Origin of the sequence: Acidovorax temperans, from assembly GCF_006716905.1 — a bacterium.
Classification (GTDB): Bacteria; Pseudomonadota; Gammaproteobacteria; order Burkholderiales; family Burkholderiaceae_C; genus Acidovorax; species Acidovorax temperans.
Map to the genome: position 1 here is coordinate 1 of NZ_VFPV01000005.1, position 19,157 is coordinate 19,157.

At 54.3% G+C, this 19,157-nt stretch carries 21 protein-coding genes and 3 pseudogenes; 14 read left to right on the top strand and 10 right to left on the bottom strand.

Translation table 11 applies throughout. The features are described 5' to 3' along the window. Positions 1 to 145 precede the first annotated feature (145 nt). On the bottom strand, positions 146 to 796 hold the full coding sequence (locus BDD18_RS20910) for a nuclease domain-containing protein (RefSeq protein WP_170207437.1): 651 nt from the start codon (positions 794 to 796) through the stop codon (positions 146 to 148). 53 nt (positions 797 to 849) lie between these two features. Beyond that, the gene (locus tag BDD18_RS20915) at positions 850 to 1,938 is read right to left on the bottom strand and encodes an RNA-guided endonuclease InsQ/TnpB family protein (RefSeq protein WP_142085731.1); all 1,089 of its coding nucleotides are present in this window, start codon (positions 1,936 to 1,938) and stop codon (positions 850 to 852) included. 22 nt (positions 1,939 to 1,960) lie between these two features. On the opposite strand from BDD18_RS20915, the gene tnpA (BDD18_RS20920) reads away from it, so the two are divergent. After that, positions 1,961 to 2,374, top strand: a complete 414-nt coding sequence (gene tnpA / locus BDD18_RS20920) for an IS200/IS605 family transposase (RefSeq protein WP_142085862.1) — start codon at positions 1,961 to 1,963, stop codon at positions 2,372 to 2,374. A 214-nt stretch (positions 2,375 to 2,588) separates the two neighbouring features. On the opposite strand, the gene BDD18_RS20925 is transcribed toward tnpA (BDD18_RS20920), so the two are convergent. Beyond that, the gene (locus BDD18_RS20925) at positions 2,589 to 2,798 is read right to left on the bottom strand and encodes a hypothetical protein (RefSeq protein WP_142085733.1); all 210 of its coding nucleotides are present in this window, start codon (positions 2,796 to 2,798) and stop codon (positions 2,589 to 2,591) included. Positions 2,799 to 2,914: 116 nt separating this feature from the next. Then, on the bottom strand, positions 2,915 to 3,514 hold the full coding sequence (locus tag BDD18_RS20930; protein ID WP_066695294.1) for a hypothetical protein: 600 nt from the start codon (positions 3,512 to 3,514) through the stop codon (positions 2,915 to 2,917). A gap of 765 nt (positions 3,515 to 4,279) precedes the next feature. On the opposite strand from BDD18_RS20930, the gene BDD18_RS20935 reads away from it, so the two are divergent. The 6 genes from BDD18_RS20935 to BDD18_RS20955 all read left to right on the top strand — a co-directional run bounded on the left by BDD18_RS20935 (position 4,280) and on the right by BDD18_RS20955 (position 6,045). Continuing rightward, the gene (locus tag BDD18_RS20935) at positions 4,280 to 4,522 is read left to right on the top strand and encodes an AbrB/MazE/SpoVT family DNA-binding domain-containing protein (protein WP_066695292.1); all 243 of its coding nucleotides are present in this window, start codon (positions 4,280 to 4,282) and stop codon (positions 4,520 to 4,522) included. After that, positions 4,519 to 4,914 carry a PIN domain-containing protein gene (locus BDD18_RS20940; protein ID WP_066695290.1) on the top strand — a complete coding sequence of 132 codons (396 nt, stop codon included), beginning with the start codon at positions 4,519 to 4,521 and terminating at the stop codon, positions 4,912 to 4,914. Before BDD18_RS20935 ends, BDD18_RS20940 begins: the two co-directional genes overlap by 4 nt. A gap of 67 nt (positions 4,915 to 4,981) precedes the next feature. Next, complete coding sequence (locus BDD18_RS22200) at positions 4,982 to 5,134, top strand: hypothetical protein (protein WP_170207438.1); 153 nt, start codon at positions 4,982 to 4,984, stop codon at positions 5,132 to 5,134. Positions 5,135 to 5,178: 44 nt separating this feature from the next. Next, positions 5,179 to 5,436, top strand: coding sequence for an antitoxin (locus tag BDD18_RS20945; RefSeq protein ID WP_067512126.1), 258 nt, complete (start codon positions 5,179 to 5,181; stop codon positions 5,434 to 5,436). An 8-nt stretch (positions 5,437 to 5,444) separates the two neighbouring features. Next, complete coding sequence (locus BDD18_RS20950; protein ID WP_066695287.1) at positions 5,445 to 5,849, top strand: type II toxin-antitoxin system VapC family toxin; 405 nt, start codon at positions 5,445 to 5,447, stop codon at positions 5,847 to 5,849. Between the two features lie 10 nt (positions 5,850 to 5,859). After that, the gene (locus tag BDD18_RS20955) at positions 5,860 to 6,045 is read left to right on the top strand and encodes a hypothetical protein (RefSeq protein WP_066695285.1); all 186 of its coding nucleotides are present in this window, start codon (positions 5,860 to 5,862) and stop codon (positions 6,043 to 6,045) included. A 404-nt stretch (positions 6,046 to 6,449) separates the two neighbouring features. Here the strand turns inward: BDD18_RS20955 and BDD18_RS20960 are convergent, their stop codons facing one another. The 5 genes from BDD18_RS20960 to BDD18_RS23015 form a co-directional block, all read right to left on the bottom strand. Further along, positions 6,450 to 7,382: an IS5-like element ISAav2 family transposase gene (locus tag BDD18_RS20960; protein ID WP_142083902.1), complete on the bottom strand. Its 933-nt coding sequence runs from the start codon at positions 7,380 to 7,382 to the stop codon at positions 6,450 to 6,452. Between the two features lie 606 nt (positions 7,383 to 7,988). Then, positions 7,989 to 8,387 carry a type II toxin-antitoxin system RelE/ParE family toxin gene (locus BDD18_RS20965; RefSeq protein ID WP_142085735.1) on the bottom strand — a complete coding sequence of 133 codons (399 nt, stop codon included), beginning with the start codon at positions 8,385 to 8,387 and terminating at the stop codon, positions 7,989 to 7,991. A 16-nt stretch (positions 8,388 to 8,403) separates the two neighbouring features. Beyond that, entirely contained in the window at positions 8,404 to 8,697 is a 294-nt protein-coding gene (locus BDD18_RS20970; RefSeq protein WP_142085737.1) for a type II toxin-antitoxin system Phd/YefM family antitoxin, read from the bottom strand. A gap of 233 nt (positions 8,698 to 8,930) precedes the next feature. Further along, the gene (locus tag BDD18_RS23010) at positions 8,931 to 9,206 is read right to left on the bottom strand and encodes a hypothetical protein (protein ID WP_170207439.1); all 276 of its coding nucleotides are present in this window, start codon (positions 9,204 to 9,206) and stop codon (positions 8,931 to 8,933) included. An 82-nt stretch (positions 9,207 to 9,288) separates the two neighbouring features. Continuing rightward, complete coding sequence (locus tag BDD18_RS23015; protein ID WP_170207440.1) at positions 9,289 to 9,441, bottom strand: hypothetical protein; 153 nt, start codon at positions 9,439 to 9,441, stop codon at positions 9,289 to 9,291. 455 nt (positions 9,442 to 9,896) lie between these two features. Here BDD18_RS23015 and tnpA (BDD18_RS20980) point away from each other — a divergent pair, with 455 nt between their 5' ends. Further along, on the top strand, positions 9,897 to 10,328 hold the full coding sequence (gene tnpA / locus BDD18_RS20980) for an IS200/IS605 family transposase (protein ID WP_026437438.1): 432 nt from the start codon (positions 9,897 to 9,899) through the stop codon (positions 10,326 to 10,328). 157 nt (positions 10,329 to 10,485) lie between these two features. Here tnpA (BDD18_RS20980) and BDD18_RS22210 read toward each other — a convergent pair whose 3' ends face one another. After that, entirely contained in the window at positions 10,486 to 10,647 is a 162-nt protein-coding gene (locus tag BDD18_RS22210; protein WP_170207441.1) for a hypothetical protein, read from the bottom strand. Positions 10,648 to 11,154: 507 nt separating this feature from the next. Between BDD18_RS22210 and BDD18_RS20985 the strand changes: the two are divergent. The 6 genes and pseudogenes from BDD18_RS20985 (at position 11,155) to BDD18_RS21010 (ending at position 19,018) form a co-directional block, all read left to right on the top strand. Then, positions 11,155 to 11,867 (top strand): annotated as a pseudogene (locus BDD18_RS20985) (IS5 family transposase). A gap of 326 nt (positions 11,868 to 12,193) precedes the next feature. Further along, entirely contained in the window at positions 12,194 to 12,886 is a 693-nt protein-coding gene (locus BDD18_RS20990; RefSeq protein ID WP_142085741.1) for a ParA family protein, read from the top strand. 2 nt (positions 12,887 to 12,888) lie between these two features. Then, complete coding sequence (locus BDD18_RS20995) at positions 12,889 to 13,968, top strand: ParB/RepB/Spo0J family partition protein (RefSeq protein WP_142085743.1); 1,080 nt, start codon at positions 12,889 to 12,891, stop codon at positions 13,966 to 13,968. 61 nt (positions 13,969 to 14,029) lie between these two features. After that, a pseudogene (locus BDD18_RS21000) lies at positions 14,030 to 15,235 on the top strand (IS3 family transposase). 1,390 nt (positions 15,236 to 16,625) lie between these two features. Beyond that, a complete protein-coding gene (locus tag BDD18_RS21005; RefSeq protein ID WP_142085745.1) occupies positions 16,626 to 17,933 on the top strand; it encodes a replication initiation protein in 1,308 nt (435 codons plus the stop codon). Positions 17,934 to 18,071: 138 nt separating this feature from the next. Then, a pseudogene (locus BDD18_RS21010) lies at positions 18,072 to 19,018 on the top strand (IS5 family transposase). The last annotated feature ends 139 nt before the right edge of the window (positions 19,019 to 19,157 follow it).

Consider the following 19,157-nt stretch of genomic DNA (forward strand, 5'->3'; position numbering starts at 1 on the left):
CCCCACTGGCTTTCCCGACAAGGCCAAGTTTTATTGGGCCTTCTTCAATGCGATCACTGCGTGATCAACTGGAATCGATCTTAAAAGCCTGCGCGAAGCAGGCTTTTTTTTGTCTGACGTTTAATGATCGGCTGCTTTTGAAACTTCAAGCAGCTGGAGGCCGCGACTGAAAAGGCGACTTGAATCCTTCAGGCAAATGCATTGGCGTCAGCAGGCCCAGCCCAATTGCTGATGCTTCGAGGTCTTCCAGGCGGCGGTCACTGGCCAGCTCTTCAAGTGCCCATTTCACCGCTTGCTGGAACCTTTTTGGCAGGCTGGTGCATTTGAGTGCTTTTTCGTATTCCGCTACCTGGCGCACAAGAGCGTCGTCAAATATCGCCCTCTTCTCGTTCTGTCTGGCGTTACCCTGATCCAGCCAGCCATGACACCCCATGCAGCCCCAGACCATGTAGTGATCGTCAGCCTTGCGCGACTTGCCCTTGCCGTGCTCTGACCAGTTGCTGTGACAGCCCACAGTAGTGGCCTTGTCGCCTGTGCAGTGTCCAGGCACGAGCAGCAGACAGGGCTGGCCACGAGCGAAATCACGAAGAGCGCTGTTCTCGCGCCGTGGTGAGATCTCGATGCTGGCGCAGGCCGACTCGATCTGGCGGGGCAATCGGAAAAGCGATGGATCGCGGAGGGTAATTGGCTTGCATACCTTTTCTACCGTCGCACTGGGCGGTGCCCCATTTCGCTTAAATGGGGTGCGCTTTAATTGCGAATTACCGCGCTTGAGCGGCGTCCGTTGCTTCAGCATTGATACTCCTATGGATTTAATAAGGTATCCCAAATGCCTCGCTTTTGACATCCTCACCGCCCTGAAGAGACGGTGATTCCTTCTGCAAGACGGCGATGTCCCGCCGCGAGAATGTTCCTGGCGGCGTTGATGTCGCGGTCGTGTACCGCGCCGCATCCGCTGCAAACCCATTCTCTTATTCGCAAACCTGCTCTACCTTTCGGACTGCTGGCAGGAATAATCCCGCAGCACGAACAAGTCTGGGTGGTGTAGCTCTCGTTGACTACCTCAAAGACGATACCGGCCTGATGGCTCTTGTATTCCAACATCGTCTTGAGCATGGCCCAGCCCGCATCTAGCGTACTCTTGGCCATCTTGGTTTTGACCAGCTTTGCGCTGGCCACGTCGCCCACGAAAATGGCGGCGTTTTGTTTCACAAGCTGTGTGCTGAACTGGTGCAGTTCGTCTTTGCGCTGGCTTTTGATCTTGGCGTGAATGGCCTTGACACGCTTTTTCTTTCTCGCACGTTGCGCAATGCCAAGCGCCTGCTCGTGGCTGCGATACCAGCGGCCCTCAATGCGCTCTCCCGTAGACACCACAGCCGCCTCCTTGAGGCCCAAGTCGATGCCCACGGCTGCTGTGCCAGGCGATGCCTTGCACGCGACATCAACCGCCACATTGAAATACCAGCGGCCACGGCTGTCTTCGCTGAAGGAACCGGCACGCAATTCGTAATCGGCCAGGCCGTAGCTGTCCCAGAGGCTGAGTTTCTGGCCAGCAAAGTGAATCTGCCCAGCCTTGTATTTGGCGTGCCCACCTTTGAACGGAATCCAGCCCAGCGAATACTTGGCCGATTTGGGGTTGCTCACCCGCCAGTTCAAGCGGGTCTTCTTGAACTGCTTGCGCCGCGTGGCGTACTCCACGCACACCAGTTGCACGGTGCCGCTGCCCACGCTCACGTCGTCGCATTTGCTGAATCCCGCCGTGAACTTTTGCAGGTCGTAGCCCGAGAGAAATTGGGGTTTGCCGTGGAAAGGTCGTGCTGCCTTAGCTGAAATAGCGTTGATGTGGTTCCACACCTGATTGACCTCGCGTGCCATCGCAGACAGCACGCGGGCGTGCTTGTCCTTGATGCGCAGCTTGAGGGTCTTGGTGGATTCCATCGCAGAAAAATATACTTGGCCTATGGCAAATAATCAAGAACTTAGATCAGGCAGGCACTGCGTTTTTATGATGCACGTTCATTTGGTCTTTGTGACCAAATACCGCAGGCATGTCTTTGACGCTGACGCGATCCAGAGGCTGCGCTTGCATTTCGCCAGCGTGTGCAAAGACTTTGAGGCCGAGTTGGTGGAGATGGACGGCGAGGACGATCATGTTCATCTGCTGGTGAACTACCCACCGAAGGTGGCCGTGTCCAATCTCGTGAACAGCCTCAAGGGCGTCTCTAGCCGCCTGCTACGCAAAGAGCGCCCGGACATTGCCAACAGGTACTGGAAGAATATGCTGTGGTCGCCTTCCTACTTTGCATCCTCGTGTGGTGGTGCGCCCATTGACGTGATCCGCAGGTACATCGAGCAACAGCAAACACCCCATTGAATGCCTATGCCCGCTTGCGCGGGCAGCGCTATCCTTCCCCGCCCAAATCAGGCGGCTTCGCCTCCAAGCTGCTGCGCAGCTAACTGACTTGGACGAGGCTTGCCGCGCATTTGGTCAGTTCTGTCAAACGGATTGACCTATCTTGGCTGGCACCGCATGCTCGACAAGTCCGATGGCGGCAACATGAACGGCAAGGCCTTCATGTCCGCATCGTTCAGGTAGCGGCGACTTTCTTCTGGCACTCGATGCAGTAGAGGTTTCCACCGAACTTAGGCTTATTGAACCAACAGAACTTCGCGACGTTGTAGGGCACAGCCTCTCCGCAGGAATGGCAAATCAGCTTTTGTTTGCCCTTCGGTTCATCGGCCGGTTCGGTCGGCTGAGGAGCGTGGGCGACTTTGGCTGGTTGGACGGGTGGTGCCATTTGGATCGCCACTGGCCGCACAGGGGCAACCGGAGCTGCTTGCAGCGGCTGATCCGCCAGGCCGAACTTGGCGTGCCAGTTGAACTCGATGGGCTTGTGCAGCTTGGCGCTTTCCTTTACATCGAGTGCCCAACAATCGGCTCTACTGCAAACCCCATGAAAACCTTGGGGACATCCTTGAGGGGGTAGCCAGACTTCACAAAGATTCGATCTGCACCAACGAGCACCTTGAACAAAGGGGTCTTCTGCGTGTGATTGGGGCCTGCCGACGCACCCAGAATCGCCTCCAGTTCGCGGGCTGCAATCTGCAGCTCGGGCTTGTTTGTCATTTGACCCTGGCCTTTGGAATCGGCCACCTCGGCGCGAAGTCCTTCGATCTGCACCAGTGCCGCGAAGGCCCTCTCGCTGGTTTCTGGGCACGCATAAGCGATCATGAACGAGTTGACCAAGCTGCGCAGCAATCCCGCCGTGTCATGGTTTTTCATCACCGACATGACTGCAAATTGATCAAGCCTCTCGGCTGGGGTTTGCATAAAACGGTCAATGCCCATGCCCTTTGCAATTTCCGCAAAAGCAAGCGTCAAAAACTCTTCACGCTGTGCAGGGGTCATTCGTTGCTGAGTGTGCGGATGCACAAGCTCCAGACGGAACTGATGCGCCATTGCCAAATCCACATGCGGCTTGATCAGTGTTTGAATTGTGGTGGCCTGTTCCATCTTGATTTTTCCTTTAGTGCGCAGCGACCCATGCGCGGCTCGCTTCGTTCCAAACATACGCATCGGAATCGCCCTCCTTGTAGAAGTCCAGTGCGCGAGGGGTTGATCAAGACCGCCAACATTTTTATGAAATAAAACGATTGGATTGCGTTGAGATTGATCTCGGGAGCCTTGAAAAAAAGTTCAAAAAAACTAAAAAACTGATTATTGAAGATGTTGCCGAAGCAGTTCTTCGTGGGCACGATTTGAAAACCTGGGTTTTCGCGCTGATTGGGTCAATGCGTTGATACAGCAAGAGCCCGAATTATTACTGAGTGAACCAAGTGTCTCTCAGAAGCCGTTGACGCCTGCGAATCAGTCGTTTCTCGAAGTAGAGGTGATCAATATTTCCGGTAAATCTGTGAAGCTCAGGAGGCTCCCAAGTGGCGATTTGTCCATCCAAGTTGACAAGAACGAATCTAAGCTTAGATCAATGATTGAGTCGATGGCGAGAGCGAATGGAAGCGGATGGTATGACTATGGCCATCAAAACTGGTTGGTTCCACGTCGAAATGCGAATAATGCGAGAAACAACCTGATCGCGCTGTCTCAGCGTAAAAGTTAAAGGAAAGCAAGGACGCTGCATGAAGCCGCAAGAAATCCAGGTTGGCCGCATCTATCACGACGGAAAAGTTTGCAAATGCGCTATAGCAAAGCTCATTTAGAAGAGGCGCACTTGACGAATCAGGGCGCCTTACTTTATAGTAAGGCAAAGGATTCAAAATCATGTCTACTGCCACTCTCACATCCAAGGGCCAGATCACCATTCCTGCCGAAGTACGCCATGACCTCAAGGTTGATGCGGGCGACCGCGTGGAATTTGTGCAGATCGCGCCAGGTCGTTACGAATTCGTTGCCGCTACCAGCGAGGTTACTGCGCTGAAGGGGATGTTTGGAGTGGCAAAGCAGGCCGTGGCCATTGAATCCATGAATGCGGCCATTGCGCAGCGCGGAGCTGCTGCCCGATGATCGGCTTAGATACGAACGTCCTTGTGCGCTACATCATGCAGGACGATTCCAAACAGTCAGCAAAGGCGACCAAGCTGATTGAGTCCCTGGATGCCGACAGACCGGGCTACATCACCATGGTCTCAGTTGTTGAGCTGTATTGGGTGCTGACATCTTGCTACGAGCTAACTGGACAGCAGGTAGCGCAAGCGTTGGAGGTGATGTTGCGAACCAAACAGTTGCTGGTTGAGCGTGCCGATCAGGTGATGCGTGCTCTGCGAGTGTTTGGAGAGGGCGGTGCAGATTTTGCCGACTGTCTGATTGAGCGCTCGGCTTCTGGGGCAGGCTGTGCCGAGACGATGACGTTTGATATCAAAGCATCTAAGCACGCAGGCATGACTTTGATTGCTTAAAGAATAGAAGGAAAGAACACTGTCAGGCTGGACGCTCAAAGCGTTTGCGCTCATCTTCATCGGCCTCGTGCTGATGTTTCGCCCGACGATAGCCCTGCAGGCCTACGGTGTGCACGTGGCACTCATCATCGCGATGATTGCACCGGCCGTTCTGCTGGCCATGGCTCAAGTGGACGTATGCAGCGCAAAGCTCCAAGCCATGTTTGCAGATGCCATCTGATATATGGCTTGCTATATGGCAAGCACTGCCATATACTGCAATACATGGCAGTAAATCACACATCCACTCATAGGCCGACTGCTCGCGTCGGTTGGAACAACCGTTCGCAGACGGTCACGATGCCGCTCGAATACCGGTTTCCTGAGTCTGTGCGCGAGGTGTTCATCCGCCGAGATGGTGAGAGCGTCGTTTTGACGCCGCGCCCCAGCGACTGGTCGGGTTTTTTCGCTTCTGGCATGAAGGCTTCCACTGACTTCATGGCGGATATCGAACGTATGCCCATTCAGGAGCGCTCGTTTTGAGTTCACCAATGTTCATGCTGGACACGGATACGTGCATCTTCCTCATGCGAGGTGAGTCCCAGACGCTGGCGGTTAAGGTTCAGTCGGTGCCTCTACAGCAACAGGTGATGTCAGCTGTGACGTTCGCCGAACTGACCTATGGCGTGCAGGCTTCCGCCGTCGCTAAGCGCAAACAGAATCAAGCCGTTCTCGATAGTTTGGCTTTGCACTTGGCTGTTCTGGACTGGCCTCAAGAGGCTGCGAAACACTACGCCGAGATTCGTGCCGATCTAAAAAAACGAGGCGCGCAGCTCGGCGCTGCTGATCTCATGATTGCGGCACATGCGCGCGCCATGGGAGCCGTCATCGTCACGAACAATGTGAAGGACTTCGGGCGCGTGAAGGGCCTGCAAGTCGAGAACTGGACTAAATAGGAAAGCAGTCATGTCGTTCAGCATTGATGCAATTGTGGCGGGCAATCTTCGGGAGCACGCCAAGCGCAAAAGCCAGCTCAAGCCATTCACCTTGTTCTGGCTGAATGGTCAGCGAGAAGTGATTCATGGATTGGATGCTGCTAACGCGATGACCAATGCTGGCTACAGCTCTGGTGCCTGCCGGACGCTCAACTGACTTACACGCTGGCATGCGACGAAGGACAGGTTTTTTACTCTGACGCCGAAACGACGATGGAACGTGGATGGCGGCTTTCAGGCTGATTAAGACTTTAAATCGACTCGGGTAAAACCGGAGAGAAGCATGCGCCTGCCTCGAACTCAGTTTCGAGGCGTAGCGCACTTCGTCTATGCAAAGTGGCCTCGCAGTGGACCTGAAGTTTGGCGGAGTGCAGGTGTCATTGCGACGCTTTGGCAACCACGACTGGTATCGTGCGCTGGTCTGGTCGGTCAGGTAGAGGTGGAACGCGTGGTCACCTTGCCGTGGGCTCAGTGGTCAAGTGCATCTGGTTTCTGCAACTATGAAACGGCTTTGTTGCATAAATCGGCCATAGGCCAAGGCATCCCCAATCCCAAAAAGATTTACGCAGCAGCGACCGTCTGGGGCGTGCCCAGAGCGGTAAATTGATTGAGGATTGAAGCTCGGATGTGCAGCTCGGTCACCTGGCGCTCAAACGTCCTGGCCATGACCTTCTCGCCCAGGCGCTTGAAGCAATTCATCTTGGTCTCCACCAGTGACCTTCGGTGGTAGCCGCTCCAGCGTTTCCAGATAGCCCGCCCCAACTGCCTACACGCCTTGACCGCTTCATTGCGGTGAGCAAATGCCAGCCCTTTGCGCAGCTTCGCTCCTTTGCGCGGCGGGATGATTGGAATGGCTCCCCGCAGGTAGCACGCCTTATGTACATCCTGCGTGTCGTACGCCCCATCACCGGTAAAGCTAGCTATCTCTTCATTGCTTGGAATTTGACCTAGCAGGTCTGCTGCCATGGGCGAGTCGCCCACTTCATTGGTTGTTACTGCGATGGCCCGAATCTGCAGTGTCTGGGCATCAATACCCAGATGCACCTTGCGCCACTGGCGGCGCCGCTGTGCGCCGTGCTTTTTGGTTTTCCACTCACCTTCGCCCAAGAACTTGATGCCCGTGGAGTCGGCCAGCATGTGCAAGCCTTTGTCACTTGCACGGTAGCGCACCTGCACATCCAAGCTCTTTTGCCTGCGACAGACCGTGCTGTAGTCGGGCACTGGCCAATCCAGGCCTGCCATACCCAATAGCGACTCAACCAGGCCCAGTGTCTGGCGCAAGGGCTGGCCAAACAAGCACTTGATGGTCAGGCAAAACTGAATGGCCGCATCTGAGAATTTTTGGCAACGACCACGCTTGCCCGTGGGCTGAGCTAGCCACTGCATATCCCTATCGAGCCAAATGGTCAGCTCACCTCGCGCCTTCAACGCTGCGTTGTAAGCCTTCCAGTTCGTTGTGCGGTACTTAACCCGACCCCAGCTCGTCTCTCTCATCTCCCGAGCTTACATCAGCTGCGACCGGCATTTGTGCAACAACGCCCATTGCATGTCAAACCACTGGCTGAGCATTTGCGCTTCGGGAGGGCTTTCGGACGCCTGAATCAAGCTGAGAGGGTTGCCTGGGGTGACACCCAAGCCTTCGCTGCTGAATGAAAAGGAGCCGAGCGCAGCCTGTTGTGCGGAGCCTTGTGCATCCCTTAGAACCAAGGTGCCCTGGGGAATGGGGCCGCTGGCATGACGAACTTCGGCTTTGCTTTAAAGCCAGGCAGCCAACTTTCTCACAAGCCAGGGAGCTTGCAACTTATTTCGGGAGGCTCGGTCAGCCGCCGTCCCCAACAAGCCCAACTGCTCCTGCTCTTTGCCCTTTGTTGGTGCGGTGGAGGTTGGGGGCACCACCAGGCGCGCATTCGACAGGTGAGGCATCTCTGTCAAAACTTCGGAGAAGGCATACAGAGAGAAGGATGGCGACACCATGTCCATCCGATGGTTGGGCTTCAGCCAAGGGCGGATCAGGTCCAAAACCCGATCAGATCCAGCGTTACTGACAAACTTCATTGCGTCCCCCTCGCTCGACATCCCGTTGTTTCTTTTTTGCTTCGCTCACGCACTGCCTCCCCAATGCCCCTCGAAGTCGAATGACAGTTGTTTGTGGTGCTTGATCGACAGCAGGAAAAGGGTGTCTTCAACCTGCACATACAGCACCAGGTAGCGGCTCATCACATACTCACGCAAGCTGGTCAATGAGGTGCCCACCAAAGCAGCCAACTTGGCTTTCAGTGCGGCAGTGGCGTTGGTAGCCTCAGCAGAGCCGACAGCCCGGTTAAAAAAAGGCCGGCCAAGCTCTGGAAACCGCTCAAGGTTGGGCAGCACTGTGCCGAGTAGCTCGTCGATCAGTCCGTCGAATTCCTGAGGAGCTTCTGCCTCGGTCAGGAACTGTTCGATGTCGGCCAGGTTCCGCTCGAAGTTGGCGGTGAGCTTGATGGTCACGCGGTTGGTCATGGGATGCCAACGGTACTCAAGCGGTTGCGCGTCGTTTCATGATGGCTGTCAGTGCTGCGCGCGCATCTTGAGTGCGTCCTGCCGCCACGTCATCCAGGCCCTTGGATGCTTCGTCGATCAGCAGCAGGTGGATGCGCTGGCGCTCTAGCTGGTGGTAGTAGTCGAGGCGCTTCGCGTCGATGATGGCGATGTAGGCCTCACCGTTTTTGGTGATGAGTTTTTCAGCACCACCCCTTACATCCTCAGCCAGCTCAGAAAAGTTTGCACGAGCGTGGGACAGGGGGATCACGTCGCTGGCTGAGATTGCCATGGGGGCCTCCGGTTGACAAAATGGTGCAAAATTTTGTACATCTTACACGGTGCGTCGCCTAAGCTGGCTGCTACACATATACAGCGGCAAACTGGAGTTGACTTACTTCCGTGGACGGTACTGATTTGATTCTCAAACCGTTTGAGGTGTTATCTCGGCTTGCACAATGGCGTCATCGATAACATCAAATAGGATTTCGTTGCTCTTTTCAAAGTTCATGGGTGAGAGGTCGTCTAGTGACTACCGCAATGAGGTCCTGAGCCTTTGCACGGGAAGCTGCTGCGCTCGATGAGTTCGCCTTTCTGACTGGCGATGAAGCTCTCAGCCATCGCCTTGTCGTAATTGTCGCCCACGGTTCCCATCGAATGGCGCACCTTTATCTGCCGACGGCGCTCCCCGAAGGCCAGGCTGGTGTGCTGGCTGCCCTGGTCGCCGCGGTGGATGACGCCCCCTGGGTTTGCGCTGCTCCCGCGCATGTTCAAGGCCGCGATAACAAGGTCTGCATCCATGCGTCCTCCCATGGTCCATCTCACCGCCTGCTCCAGACATCGATGACCACGGCCAAATAGAAGACCCCATCCAAGTCGGCACCTAGGTCATGTCCGCCGCCCACAACTGGCTCTGGCCAGTGGCGTGGAATCGCCGGTTGACCAAATCGCTGGCCGGGGACTGACGTTTGTCACGACGGGTGGTGACGGTGAGGCCTCGGCTCTTGACGATGCCGCGAATGCGGGCCTCTCGCATGAGACGAGCCACACGCTGGCGGCTGATCCTCACGCCTTACTCGATGAGCCCTTCTCGCACCCGGGGCATGCCATAGGGCTCGCAGGAATCCCGTTGAATATGGCGGATGCGCTCGGCCATCACTGCATTGGCGATACTTCGCTGAGACGGGGCACGCACTCGCCATGCATCACACCCACAGGCAGAGACACCGAGCACACGGCAAATGGTTCGCACAGGGAGGTCGGACTGGTTCGCCATCACCAGTCCGAAGACTTCGCAGATGTCGCATTGTTGCGACAGGAAAACCAGGCCGTAGCCTTTGCACGGATATCTCGCTCCCATCTGAACCTAGCTACCAAAAGGAGGCCCCCCGGCTCTGCCGGGGAGGCAGTAGAAGTTTGACTTTTCAGGAGGTTGTCCACCGTAGAGACTTTCAATCGTGAGCCGCCAAGCAAACGAAAGGAAGAAACACGATGGACAAGTATGAAAGTTTGAGTCACACGGCCTGGGATTGCAAATATCACGTGGTCTTCATCCCCAAGTGTCGAAGGCGAACGCTGTACAAGCAGCTACGCGAACACCTGGGTGAGGTATTCAGAAAGTTGGCCGCGCAAAAGGAATGCAGGGTTGAAGAGGGGCATCTGATGCCCGATCACGTGCACATGATGCTGTCGATCCCACCGAAGTACTCGGTGTCGCAGGTGGTGGGCTTTATCAAAGGCAAGAGCGCAATCCACCTTGCGCGGGTGTACGGAGAGCGAAAGCGCAACTTCGTGGGTCAGCACTTCTGGGCGCGAGGGTACTTCGTCTCGACGGTGGGACGCGACGAAGCGGTGATACGGGAGTACATCCGAAACCAGGAGAAGGAAGACGAGAGGTTGGACCAACTCGGTCTATGGAGGTGAGTAGCCACCGATAGGTGGCCCCAAGAATGAGGGGCCGCGTTAGCGACCCCTTACAGCCGCTTTGAGCGGCTCACATCCCGAATGCCCCCGGCTTTGCCGGGGGATGGTTACCGTAAAAGCCTACTCAAGCGGGCCAATTCTGCCCGTTCGGAGGTGGTCACGCCTTACAAGCAAGAAGGGCTTTGTCGTTCCAGTTGGCGATGGACTGGGCGGTGAAGCGGAGTTCACGCGAAAGCTGCGCAGGCAAGTGGCCGGCTAAAACCAACTCGATCATCTGCTGACGGAATTCCGCCGGGTACGGCGGACCTATTTTGTACATTTGGGACCCCTTGACAACATGATGCATCTACGGAAACGGGGCAACTCAAAGCCCACCCCTCTTCTAGCAAGAAAAGAAATTCTTATATTTTCAAATAAGCACTCCACCAAAAGAGACGCCCGCTCCACCAACTAGGCAACCAAAGTTTCAACCGGTTGAAACTTGCAACCCCTGTCGGCCGGCATCTCGAGATACAACATAGCCGTTCAAACTTTATAACGCTGCCTATTTAATGCAATGTAAACAGGTTTGCACATCTAGACCTAATGCGCATAGGAATTGCTGATAGGCTGTAATGCAGCCAGACTGCGAGCTGATGGCGCAGGCAGTTCATCAACCGGAAAACACCATAGATCAAATCCGCCATCTCTTGCTCTCGAATGACTTTGAACGACAAAAGGCTCATCACTAGGGTCTGTTGAGAATCATTCTGAGATGCGTGAATGGATGTGATGCAATAGGCGCATGAGCATTCGATGGGTACTGACAGACGCACAATGGGCCAAGATGGAGCCGCACTGCCTTGGCAAGCCAAGTGATCCGGGGCGCAGCGGCACAGACAACCGCCGCTTCGTTGAGGCAGTGCTGTGGATTGCCCGCACAGGCAGCCCCTGGCGAGACCTGCCGCCAGAGTTCGGCAAGTGGAACACGGTGTTCAAACGCTTTAGAGACTGGGTTAAGGCCGATGTGTTCCAACGTCTGTTCGATGCAGTGAGCGAGCAGCCGGACATGGAATATGCGATGGTGGATGCCACGATTGTGAAAGTGCATCGGCACGGCCAGGGGGCAAAAGGGGGACTTCGGGCCAGGCCATAGGCCACTCGAGGGGCGGCATGACCACGAAGATACTGGCGCTGACGGATGCATTGGGCAATCTGGTGAAGTTCGTCTTGATGCCAGGGCAGCGCCACGACACCAAAGGGGTCAGAGAGCTGATTGCCGATGTGCGCTTTGATGCCTTGCTTGCCGACAAGGCCTTCGATGTGAATTGGCTGATCCAGGAGTTGGGTAAGCGCGGGGCGCAGGTGGTGATCTCACAGATGCCCCGCAGGAGAGCGCCACTGGAGATTGACCTGGAGGTCTACAAATGGCGCCACTTGATCGAGAACTTCTTTTGCAAGCTCAAGGAGTTCAAACGTATCGCAATGCGCAGCGACAAGACGGATAGCAGCTTCGCAGCGATGATCTATCTCGCAGCTGGGGTTATCAACTCTCGGTAATTCTCAACAGACCCTAGCATGAACCAGAGGAGGAATAAAGCACCATGGAGTTTCAACCGGTTGAAACTCACTCCAAGCAAGAGCATTTCTTAGAAGAAGAGATGAAAGCTTCATTGACTTCCATAAACAAGCAACACATCCCATAGACATTGCACACCTCACAGAAACGGACGGGCTCACGGCAAAGCATCCAACCGTTTTTTAGCCATGGGCAAGCCTAGTTTCAACCGGTTGAAACTAGGCACCAAAGAATGTTTACTTGTTTGCATGCATACACACAAAACAGTTTAAAATTAATGTGAGATAATTGAATGATAGGAGGTCTTATGACGGCTCAAATCATTACTGTCTTTAATCAAAAGGGGGGCGTGGGCAAAACCACAACCACATGCCAGCTTGCGGGTACTTTGGGGTACAGGGGGTTTGATGTGCTGGTCGCCGACATGGATCCCCAAGAGACCTCTTCGTCATGGATTAGCAACGGGCCTGAAGGATTTCAGTTTCCTGCAACTCTTTGGGCAGGACACCGATATGCTCGTGAAAATATTACAACTGAGTTAGGGAAACTTGCGTCAAAATACGACTTAATAATCGTAGACTGTGCGCCCTCAGTCGACAACGCTTCAACGTGGGCTTCGCTTCTGGTTAGCGACCTAGCAATCATCCCAACAAAGCTCAGCCCAGCGGATACATCTGCTTTGCCTGCAGCTTTGCAGCTGGTCAAAAATGCGCGCCAAAAATGTGGCCGAGAATATCCAGTGAGAATTCTTGCCACAGCATTCAGAAAACAGCGAGCAGACGAGCGCGCAATGCTGGAACAGATCTCATCCAACGAGGCATATCCCGATTTCACAGTGATGCCAATCCAACTCGGTGATCGCGTTGCATTCACACGTTCGATGCTGAGCGGAGCAACAGCGCATTCGATGCCAAAGCCAGGAGAGGCAGTGGCGGAGCTAGATCTTCTCGCGGATCATGTGTGCGAGCTGTTAGGCCTTCCTACAGAAAAAGGAGAATGACAATGGCCCTTACACCTCCGAAGTTCAAAGTTGACCCAACTGCAGCGATGAAGCGTCTTCAACAGAGTGCAAATGCAGCAGCGACAGATCGCTTCGCACTTGCAAGCAAAGTCATGCAAACCCAGCCAACGGGTTTGACCGCGGTTGATACACAACAAAAAGAAGAAGTAGAACCTATTAGCTCTGGCAGTAAATTCGACCTCGCGCAGTGCGTACCAGGAGCGATTGTCAGTGTGCCATTGCACATGATTGATCTCAACGATCTGGGACCTCGTCAGATATACCAGTCTGCTGAAATTGACAAAATTGCGGCAACCATCACAGAGTCTCAAGATGACGCAGCACATGGCTATGTAAAGGATGGGCGAGTCAAGCTGATTGACGGGGGGACCCGCGTTAGAGCTGCGAAAGTCTCGGGAGTTGACCATTTAGATGTCAAGTTTGAAGCAGAACCAGAAAATCCACTCGCGCTGTATTTACGAGCCAGGAGTTACAACGATCAGCGATCGCAGCCCACACCCATAGACCATGCAATAAGCCTGCGCAAGCTTATCGAATCTGGGGCAGTACCTAACAACCGTGTAATCGCAGAGAAGATTCCCGACCCCAGTGGTCGGCCCATGTCAGAGTCCCAAGTCAGCATGTACATGCGCGTCAGTCGTATGCCTGAGAGGGTCCTTCAACGAATGTCGGAAAGCCCTTCAACAACAGCGTTCACTATCCTGTATGCGGTGAGTGAAATTTTCGAAAAAATCTTGGACAAGAGCCAAGCTGAGGACACTGCCTTATCCATCATTGACGATATTCGTCAAAAGGACCTTTCTAAACAACAAGTCATCATGCTGGTACGTTCCAAGCTGGAGGGTGCAAAACACCGGGAACGGAGTACGCAGCAGACTTTGTTGATAGGAAACTACGAAGGGGTCGTGAAAGTATTCGCGAAGAGAGGGCAGATAGAACTCTCGATGAAAAATCTTCCACCGGAGCAACTCCCTGAACTGCAAAAGGCACTCGTCGCTAAGCTGGAGGACTTTTTTAAGGAGCAGCTAGCCAAACCTGCAAGCACGTCTTTGCCTGAGTGAGGTTGCCCCTGAAAAGTGGAGTTCTTGACCCTTGTTGAAAATACCGACAAGGAGTTGAGCAATGAGTGACAAGCAAGTGCGTGCGCAGTACACGCGGGAGTTCAAACTGGAGGCGGTTCGGCAGGTGCGAGCTGGCCAGGCGATTGCGGTGGTGGCCAAGGTGCTGGGCATTCCCAAGGCCAGTCTGGGCAACTGGGTGCGACTGTCATCCAAGGGATGAGCTGGACGACGTTGGCAGCGCCGACAAGGCGACCAAAGTCTCGCCCGAGCAGATGGAGATTGCCCGGCTGCGCGCCGAGAATGCTCGCCTTCGCATGGAGCGCGACATCGCAAAAAAAGCCGCGGCGTACTTCGCGCAGGACACGCTGCGAGGTACGCCTGGATTGACCAAATGAAATACCGTTACCCGGTGAGCGTGTCCTGCGGGGTGCTGGAGGTCAGCGCCAGCGGGTACTTCAACTGGCTGCGCCGGCGAGAGGATGGTCATGGCCGCAGCGGCCCTGGCCGACTCTACAGCGATGAAGCCCTGCTGGCGCACATCCGTGCCATCCACGCCGAGGTCAAGGGCGAATACGGCTGGCCACGCATGCACAAGGAGCTTGTGGCCCGAGGCATCCGGGTGGGCAAAGACCGGGTTCGCAAGCTCATGCAGCAGCACGGCATCAAGGCCAAAACGAAACGCAAGTTCGTGGTCACCACCGACAGCCGCCACAGCCTGCCGGTGGCACCTGACCTGGTGCAGCGGCGCTTCAACCCTGAAGCTCCCAACCAGCTATGGAGTGGCGACATCACCTACATCCAAACCGACGAAGGCTGGCTGTACCTGGCCGCCGTCATCGACCTGTTTAGCCGCCAGGTGGTGGGCTGGAGCCTGCAGTCGCACATGCAGGCCAGCCTGGTCAAGGACGCGCTGACCATGGCGTGGTGGCGTCGCCGGCCACCACCCGGTCTGATATTCCACAGCGACCGGGGCAGCCAGTATTGCAGCCACGAGGTCCAGGGCGCACTGAAGGACTGGGGCATGCGTTCATCGATGAGCAGGAAGGGCAACTGCTGGGACAACGCACCGAAGGAAAGCTTCTGGGGACGGCTGAAAACAGCCAGCGTACATGGGTGCAAATTCGCTACCCGTGAGCAGGCCGGGCAGGCGGTGATGGACTGGATGGCCTTCTACAATCACCGCAGGCTGCATTCCTCGCTGGGCTACCTCAGCCCGATGCAGTACGAACAACGCTGGTACGAGGCACAGCGCAAAAAGGCCGCGTGAATCGTGGGATAAGAACTACACGAAACAGGGGCAAGGTCAGGTTCGATTTGGGGTCGTGTTAGCCGCTCTTAATATCCAGTCCGTCACACCACCAGTGCAGATCGCTGCTACAACCGCCAAGGTTCCATCGTATCTTCAGCTGGACGGCCAAGCCGCGGCACCGTGAATAGTAGTAATTCGGCTGTGCCATAACGCGGTAGGCGCTTTTGGAATTGATCTATGAACAGCCTTGGCCATGCCCAGCTGGCAGGTGCGCTGCACCAGCGCAATTTTGTCCTCCGGGATCCTGCTCCTTCGGGGCAGGATATGGATATCAAGAGGCCTTCTTAGGCAGCTCCCATAAACATAGACCTTGATGGAAATCTGTAAAGCAAATGCAGTGAATAGGACACCGGATGAAAAGTAAGTGCTCACACAAACATTAGGGCTACATTTATGGGATCAGAAATTTACGAGAGGCTTTTTGGGAAAGAAGCTGTGTAGGAGCTTCAATAGGTCACCAAAAATGGGATGCACACCTGAAAGAGCCTCCCAAACAGCAGATATCCACAGGGGTTGACGATTTCAACCTGTCTTCTGTCCCATAAACATAGACTTATGACCAAGACCACATCCCATAGCAAGGGGCCTTAACGCACGATCCGTCTAAATTCGCGGAAATGATACGTAAACCCTTCCCATAAACAGTGACCTATTGGGGCATGTGGATAAAGCTCAGATATCCCATGTATGGGGTCTTTTAACCATACAAAGATGGGCCAGCGAAGTGGTTTTGTAGCTATCCCATAAGTAGGGCCCTTTACCTGCGACGAACCAGATCGCACCCCATAGAAGGTGACCTTGACTGATGAGATCAGCGTTCAAGAGTGAGAGTCATCTTATGGTCGATCCCATAACTGGTGCCGTTACCACCTCAAGCGACCTCCCTTCATCCCATGTTAAGTGACCTAACTTGATAACTACCTAGCGTTCTCAGCCGCTCCCACAAATTTAGCCACATGAAGCTGGGATGTAGTCGACACAAGATCCCATATTAGGTGACCCAACACTCAGGCCATACAAAAAACAGCGTAAGAAAAATCCCATAGATGGGGACGTAGAGCGCCGTCCCATAACTTGAGACCGTACCCCCCAAATCCAGTGACCTACTATCCCAAACGCAGTGACCATCCTCCCAAAACCACAGACCTTTGATCCCACAAACAGTGCCCTGATGACCCATAGGTGTAGTCCATAGTGGCTGCTAAGCCTTACGCAGCTTAGGTTCGACGCTCCTAAATGTATAAAAGACTAAAAGTGTCTTACTAAAAACAAAAACAATAAAAAATACACCGCGCACGCGACCATAGGTCTATTGGGAAAGGGGCAATTTAGACCATAGAATGAGGCCATGCCACGCAAAAAGTCGAGCGACGAACATTCACAGATAGCCCTTTTCCAGGCACCAGAAGTGCCTAACGCCTTCCGTAAGCCTGTTCAGGTCATCCATAGCAAACCCAAGAGCTCGCTGTCACTTCTGCATAGAAAGCTTGCCAACGCGTGGCTGAAGAATGCATCAGACACACCATCGGACGATGGGTGGTGGACGATCCATACGGCAACAATGGCCGCGGACATCGGTTTTGACTCGAACAACCGTGCTTACTTAATCGACTCTGCTCGTGCGCTCATGGGGATCATCTTTGAATGGGATGTCATAGCGCCAGAAGGCAAAAGAAAACTGTGGAAAGCATCAGTTCTCTTCCCTGAAGTTGAGATTCGGCCAGACACCATCAGGTACCAAATCAGCCGTCCCTTAAGGGAGCAGGTATTGACACCTGAGATGTACGCAATGATTGATCTCAATGTGCTCAAGCGATTTAGACGAGCGTCAAGCTTGGCACTATATGAACATTGCCTCCGGTTTGAGAAAATCCATCGCACCACAGAAGTCGAATGGCAACTTCTCAGAGATATGCTGATGGGGGAATCAGCTGATGCCAAGTCTTATCAGGAATATAAGGTTTTCAAAGACAAGGTACTAAAAGTAGCGATAGCAGAAATAAATGCACTATCTGATATAGAAATTGAATTAATCGAAAAAAAACTAGGTAGAAGGGTACAAACTTTAGCGTTCAATGTCAGAAAAGAACGTGAGCAGGCACCAGAACAAATTGACCATGATGAAAATGTATTAGATATCGGAGAAATGGTCAAAATAGGAATTTTGCAATCTGAAGCTAGACAACTAGTAAAGAAGTATTCTCATCAACAAATAGTGTCTGCCGTTGCATACACAAAAAAACGGCTGACAGATAAGAAATCTTCGAAGATTGAAAATCCTGCTGCTTACCTCAGAAAGGCTCTTTCAAATGGTTGGGCAATCGTAGAGAGCAGTGCACCTAAACCGGGTAATCCCACTGCTAATCCTGACAAGAAGCCTGATCTTCTTGAAATGTACCAGGTTAAAATGATTCGAGAAGCTGAAGAATATTTCAGTGAACTGAACTCCGCAGATCAGACTGAACTTATATCCGAGTACAACGCGACAGACGTCTCACCCACATTAAAGGTTAAACGAAGTAAACCAGGAAAAGCTGTCCGTACCGAGTTCTTCAAATGGCTTGCAAAACACACGTGGGGGGATCCTAAGCCAGAGGATTTACTTCAATACGCTCAAAAGCTAATTGATACAACCAGCAATGTAATAAAAAACTAAGTAATTTAGATATCGGTAATCCACTCGACGTCACCATTCAGCCGTGATCCCCAGGACAGTAAGATTGCGTCGCGCACTCATAGTGTCGTACCGGCTTTGTTGCACAAACCCGCACTTGCGAGGTGATAGGCTGCGCGCATGAGTGAAGCCAAGGGAGTCAGAGGTCGCTACAAGACCACCAACTGGGCCGCGTACAACGCCGCGCTGAAGGCACGAGGGTCGCTGACGATTTGGTTGGACAAAGACATGCAGTGGTACGCCCCTGCCAATGGTCGCAGGGGTCGACAGCGGGTCTTCTCCGACGCTGCCATCCAGTTCTGCCTGAGCATCAAATGCCTGTTTGGCCTGGCCCTGCGCCAAAGCCTTGGCTTGGTCGAAAGCCTGTTGGTCTGGCGGGGCTGGCCTGGCGGGTGCCGGACTTCAGCACCTTGTGCCGACGCCAGAAGACACTGCGGGTGCAACTGCCCTATCAGTCCAGCGCCACGGCGCTGGACCTGCTGGTCGATAGCACCGGCATCAAGTTCCTCGGCGAGGGCGAATGGAAGCGCAAGAAACACGGGGCTGAATACCGTCGCCAGTGGCGCAAGGTGCACCTGGGCATCGACGCCCACACGCTGGAGATTCGGGCCATTGAGGTGACCGACAACAGCGTGGGCGACGCGCCAATGCTGCCCGAATTGCTGGGGCAGATACCAGCCGATGAAGCGGTGGCCAGTGTCAGCGGGGACGGCGCCTACGACACCAAGGCCTGCCATGCGGCGATTGCACAGAGAGGGGCACAAGCGGTGATTCCGCCGCGCAAGAACGCCAGGCCTTGGAGGACAACCCTGGTAGGGGCCACCTCGCGCAACGCAGCACTCAGCGCCTGTCACAGGTTGGGTCGTGCCATCTGGAAGAAGTGGAGCGGGTATCACCGGCGCAGCCTGGTGGAGACGAAGATGCACTGCTTCAAACGCCTTGGTGAGCGGGTGATGGCGCGCACCTTTGAGCGTCAGGTGGTGGAGTTGCATGTGCGCGTGGCATTGCTCAACCGCTTCACGCAGCTTGGGCGCCCAACTACGGTGCCTGTGGCGGCCATGGCGTAGCTGCGTCTGGGGTTGGGGTCAACTCGCGCCATTTCGGGTTTGTGCAACAAAGCCGATACCAAGTGAGACACCAAAGGTCTGCAAGAGGGTGGAGCTGGATGGACGAAGGCAAATCGTCTTTTGCTTGAAGGGATCGGGC

Coding starts and splice junctions, on each gene's coding strand:
- BDD18_RS20910 (WP_170207437.1), bottom strand. CDS start 796: ATGCTGAAGCAACGGACGCCGCTCAAGCGCGGTAATTCGCAATTAAAG.
- BDD18_RS20915 (WP_142085731.1), bottom strand. CDS start 1,938: ATGGAATCCACCAAGACCCTCAAGCTGCGCATCAAGGACAAGCACGCC.
- tnpA (WP_142085862.1), top strand. CDS start 1,961: ATGGCAAATAATCAAGAACTTAGATCAGGCAGGCACTGCGTTTTTATG.
- BDD18_RS20925 (WP_142085733.1), bottom strand. CDS start 2,798: ATGGCACCACCCGTCCAACCAGCCAAAGTCGCCCACGCTCCTCAGCCG.
- BDD18_RS20930 (WP_066695294.1), bottom strand. CDS start 3,514: ATGGAACAGGCCACCACAATTCAAACACTGATCAAGCCGCATGTGGAT.
- BDD18_RS20935 (WP_066695292.1), top strand. CDS start 4,280: ATGTCTACTGCCACTCTCACATCCAAGGGCCAGATCACCATTCCTGCC.
- BDD18_RS20940 (WP_066695290.1), top strand. CDS start 4,519: ATGATCGGCTTAGATACGAACGTCCTTGTGCGCTACATCATGCAGGAC.
- BDD18_RS20945 (WP_067512126.1), top strand. CDS start 5,179: ATGGCAGTAAATCACACATCCACTCATAGGCCGACTGCTCGCGTCGGT.
- BDD18_RS20950 (WP_066695287.1), top strand. CDS start 5,445: ATGTTCATGCTGGACACGGATACGTGCATCTTCCTCATGCGAGGTGAG.
- BDD18_RS20955 (WP_066695285.1), top strand. CDS start 5,860: ATGTCGTTCAGCATTGATGCAATTGTGGCGGGCAATCTTCGGGAGCAC.
- BDD18_RS20960 (WP_142083902.1), bottom strand. CDS start 7,382: ATGAGAGAGACGAGCTGGGGTCGGGTTAAGTACCGCACAACGAACTGG.
- BDD18_RS20965 (WP_142085735.1), bottom strand. CDS start 8,387: ATGACCAACCGCGTGACCATCAAGCTCACCGCCAACTTCGAGCGGAAC.
- BDD18_RS20970 (WP_142085737.1), bottom strand. CDS start 8,697: ATGGCAATCTCAGCCAGCGACGTGATCCCCCTGTCCCACGCTCGTGCA.
- BDD18_RS23010 (WP_170207439.1), bottom strand. CDS start 9,206: ATGGATGCAGACCTTGTTATCGCGGCCTTGAACATGCGCGGGAGCAGC.
- BDD18_RS23015 (WP_170207440.1), bottom strand. CDS start 9,441: ATGCGAGAGGCCCGCATTCGCGGCATCGTCAAGAGCCGAGGCCTCACC.
- tnpA (WP_026437438.1), top strand. CDS start 9,897: ATGGACAAGTATGAAAGTTTGAGTCACACGGCCTGGGATTGCAAATAT.
- BDD18_RS22210 (WP_170207441.1), bottom strand. CDS start 10,647: ATGTACAAAATAGGTCCGCCGTACCCGGCGGAATTCCGTCAGCAGATG.
- BDD18_RS20990 (WP_142085741.1), top strand. CDS start 12,194: ATGACGGCTCAAATCATTACTGTCTTTAATCAAAAGGGGGGCGTGGGC.
- BDD18_RS20995 (WP_142085743.1), top strand. CDS start 12,889: ATGGCCCTTACACCTCCGAAGTTCAAAGTTGACCCAACTGCAGCGATG.
- BDD18_RS21005 (WP_142085745.1), top strand. CDS start 16,626: ATGCCACGCAAAAAGTCGAGCGACGAACATTCACAGATAGCCCTTTTC.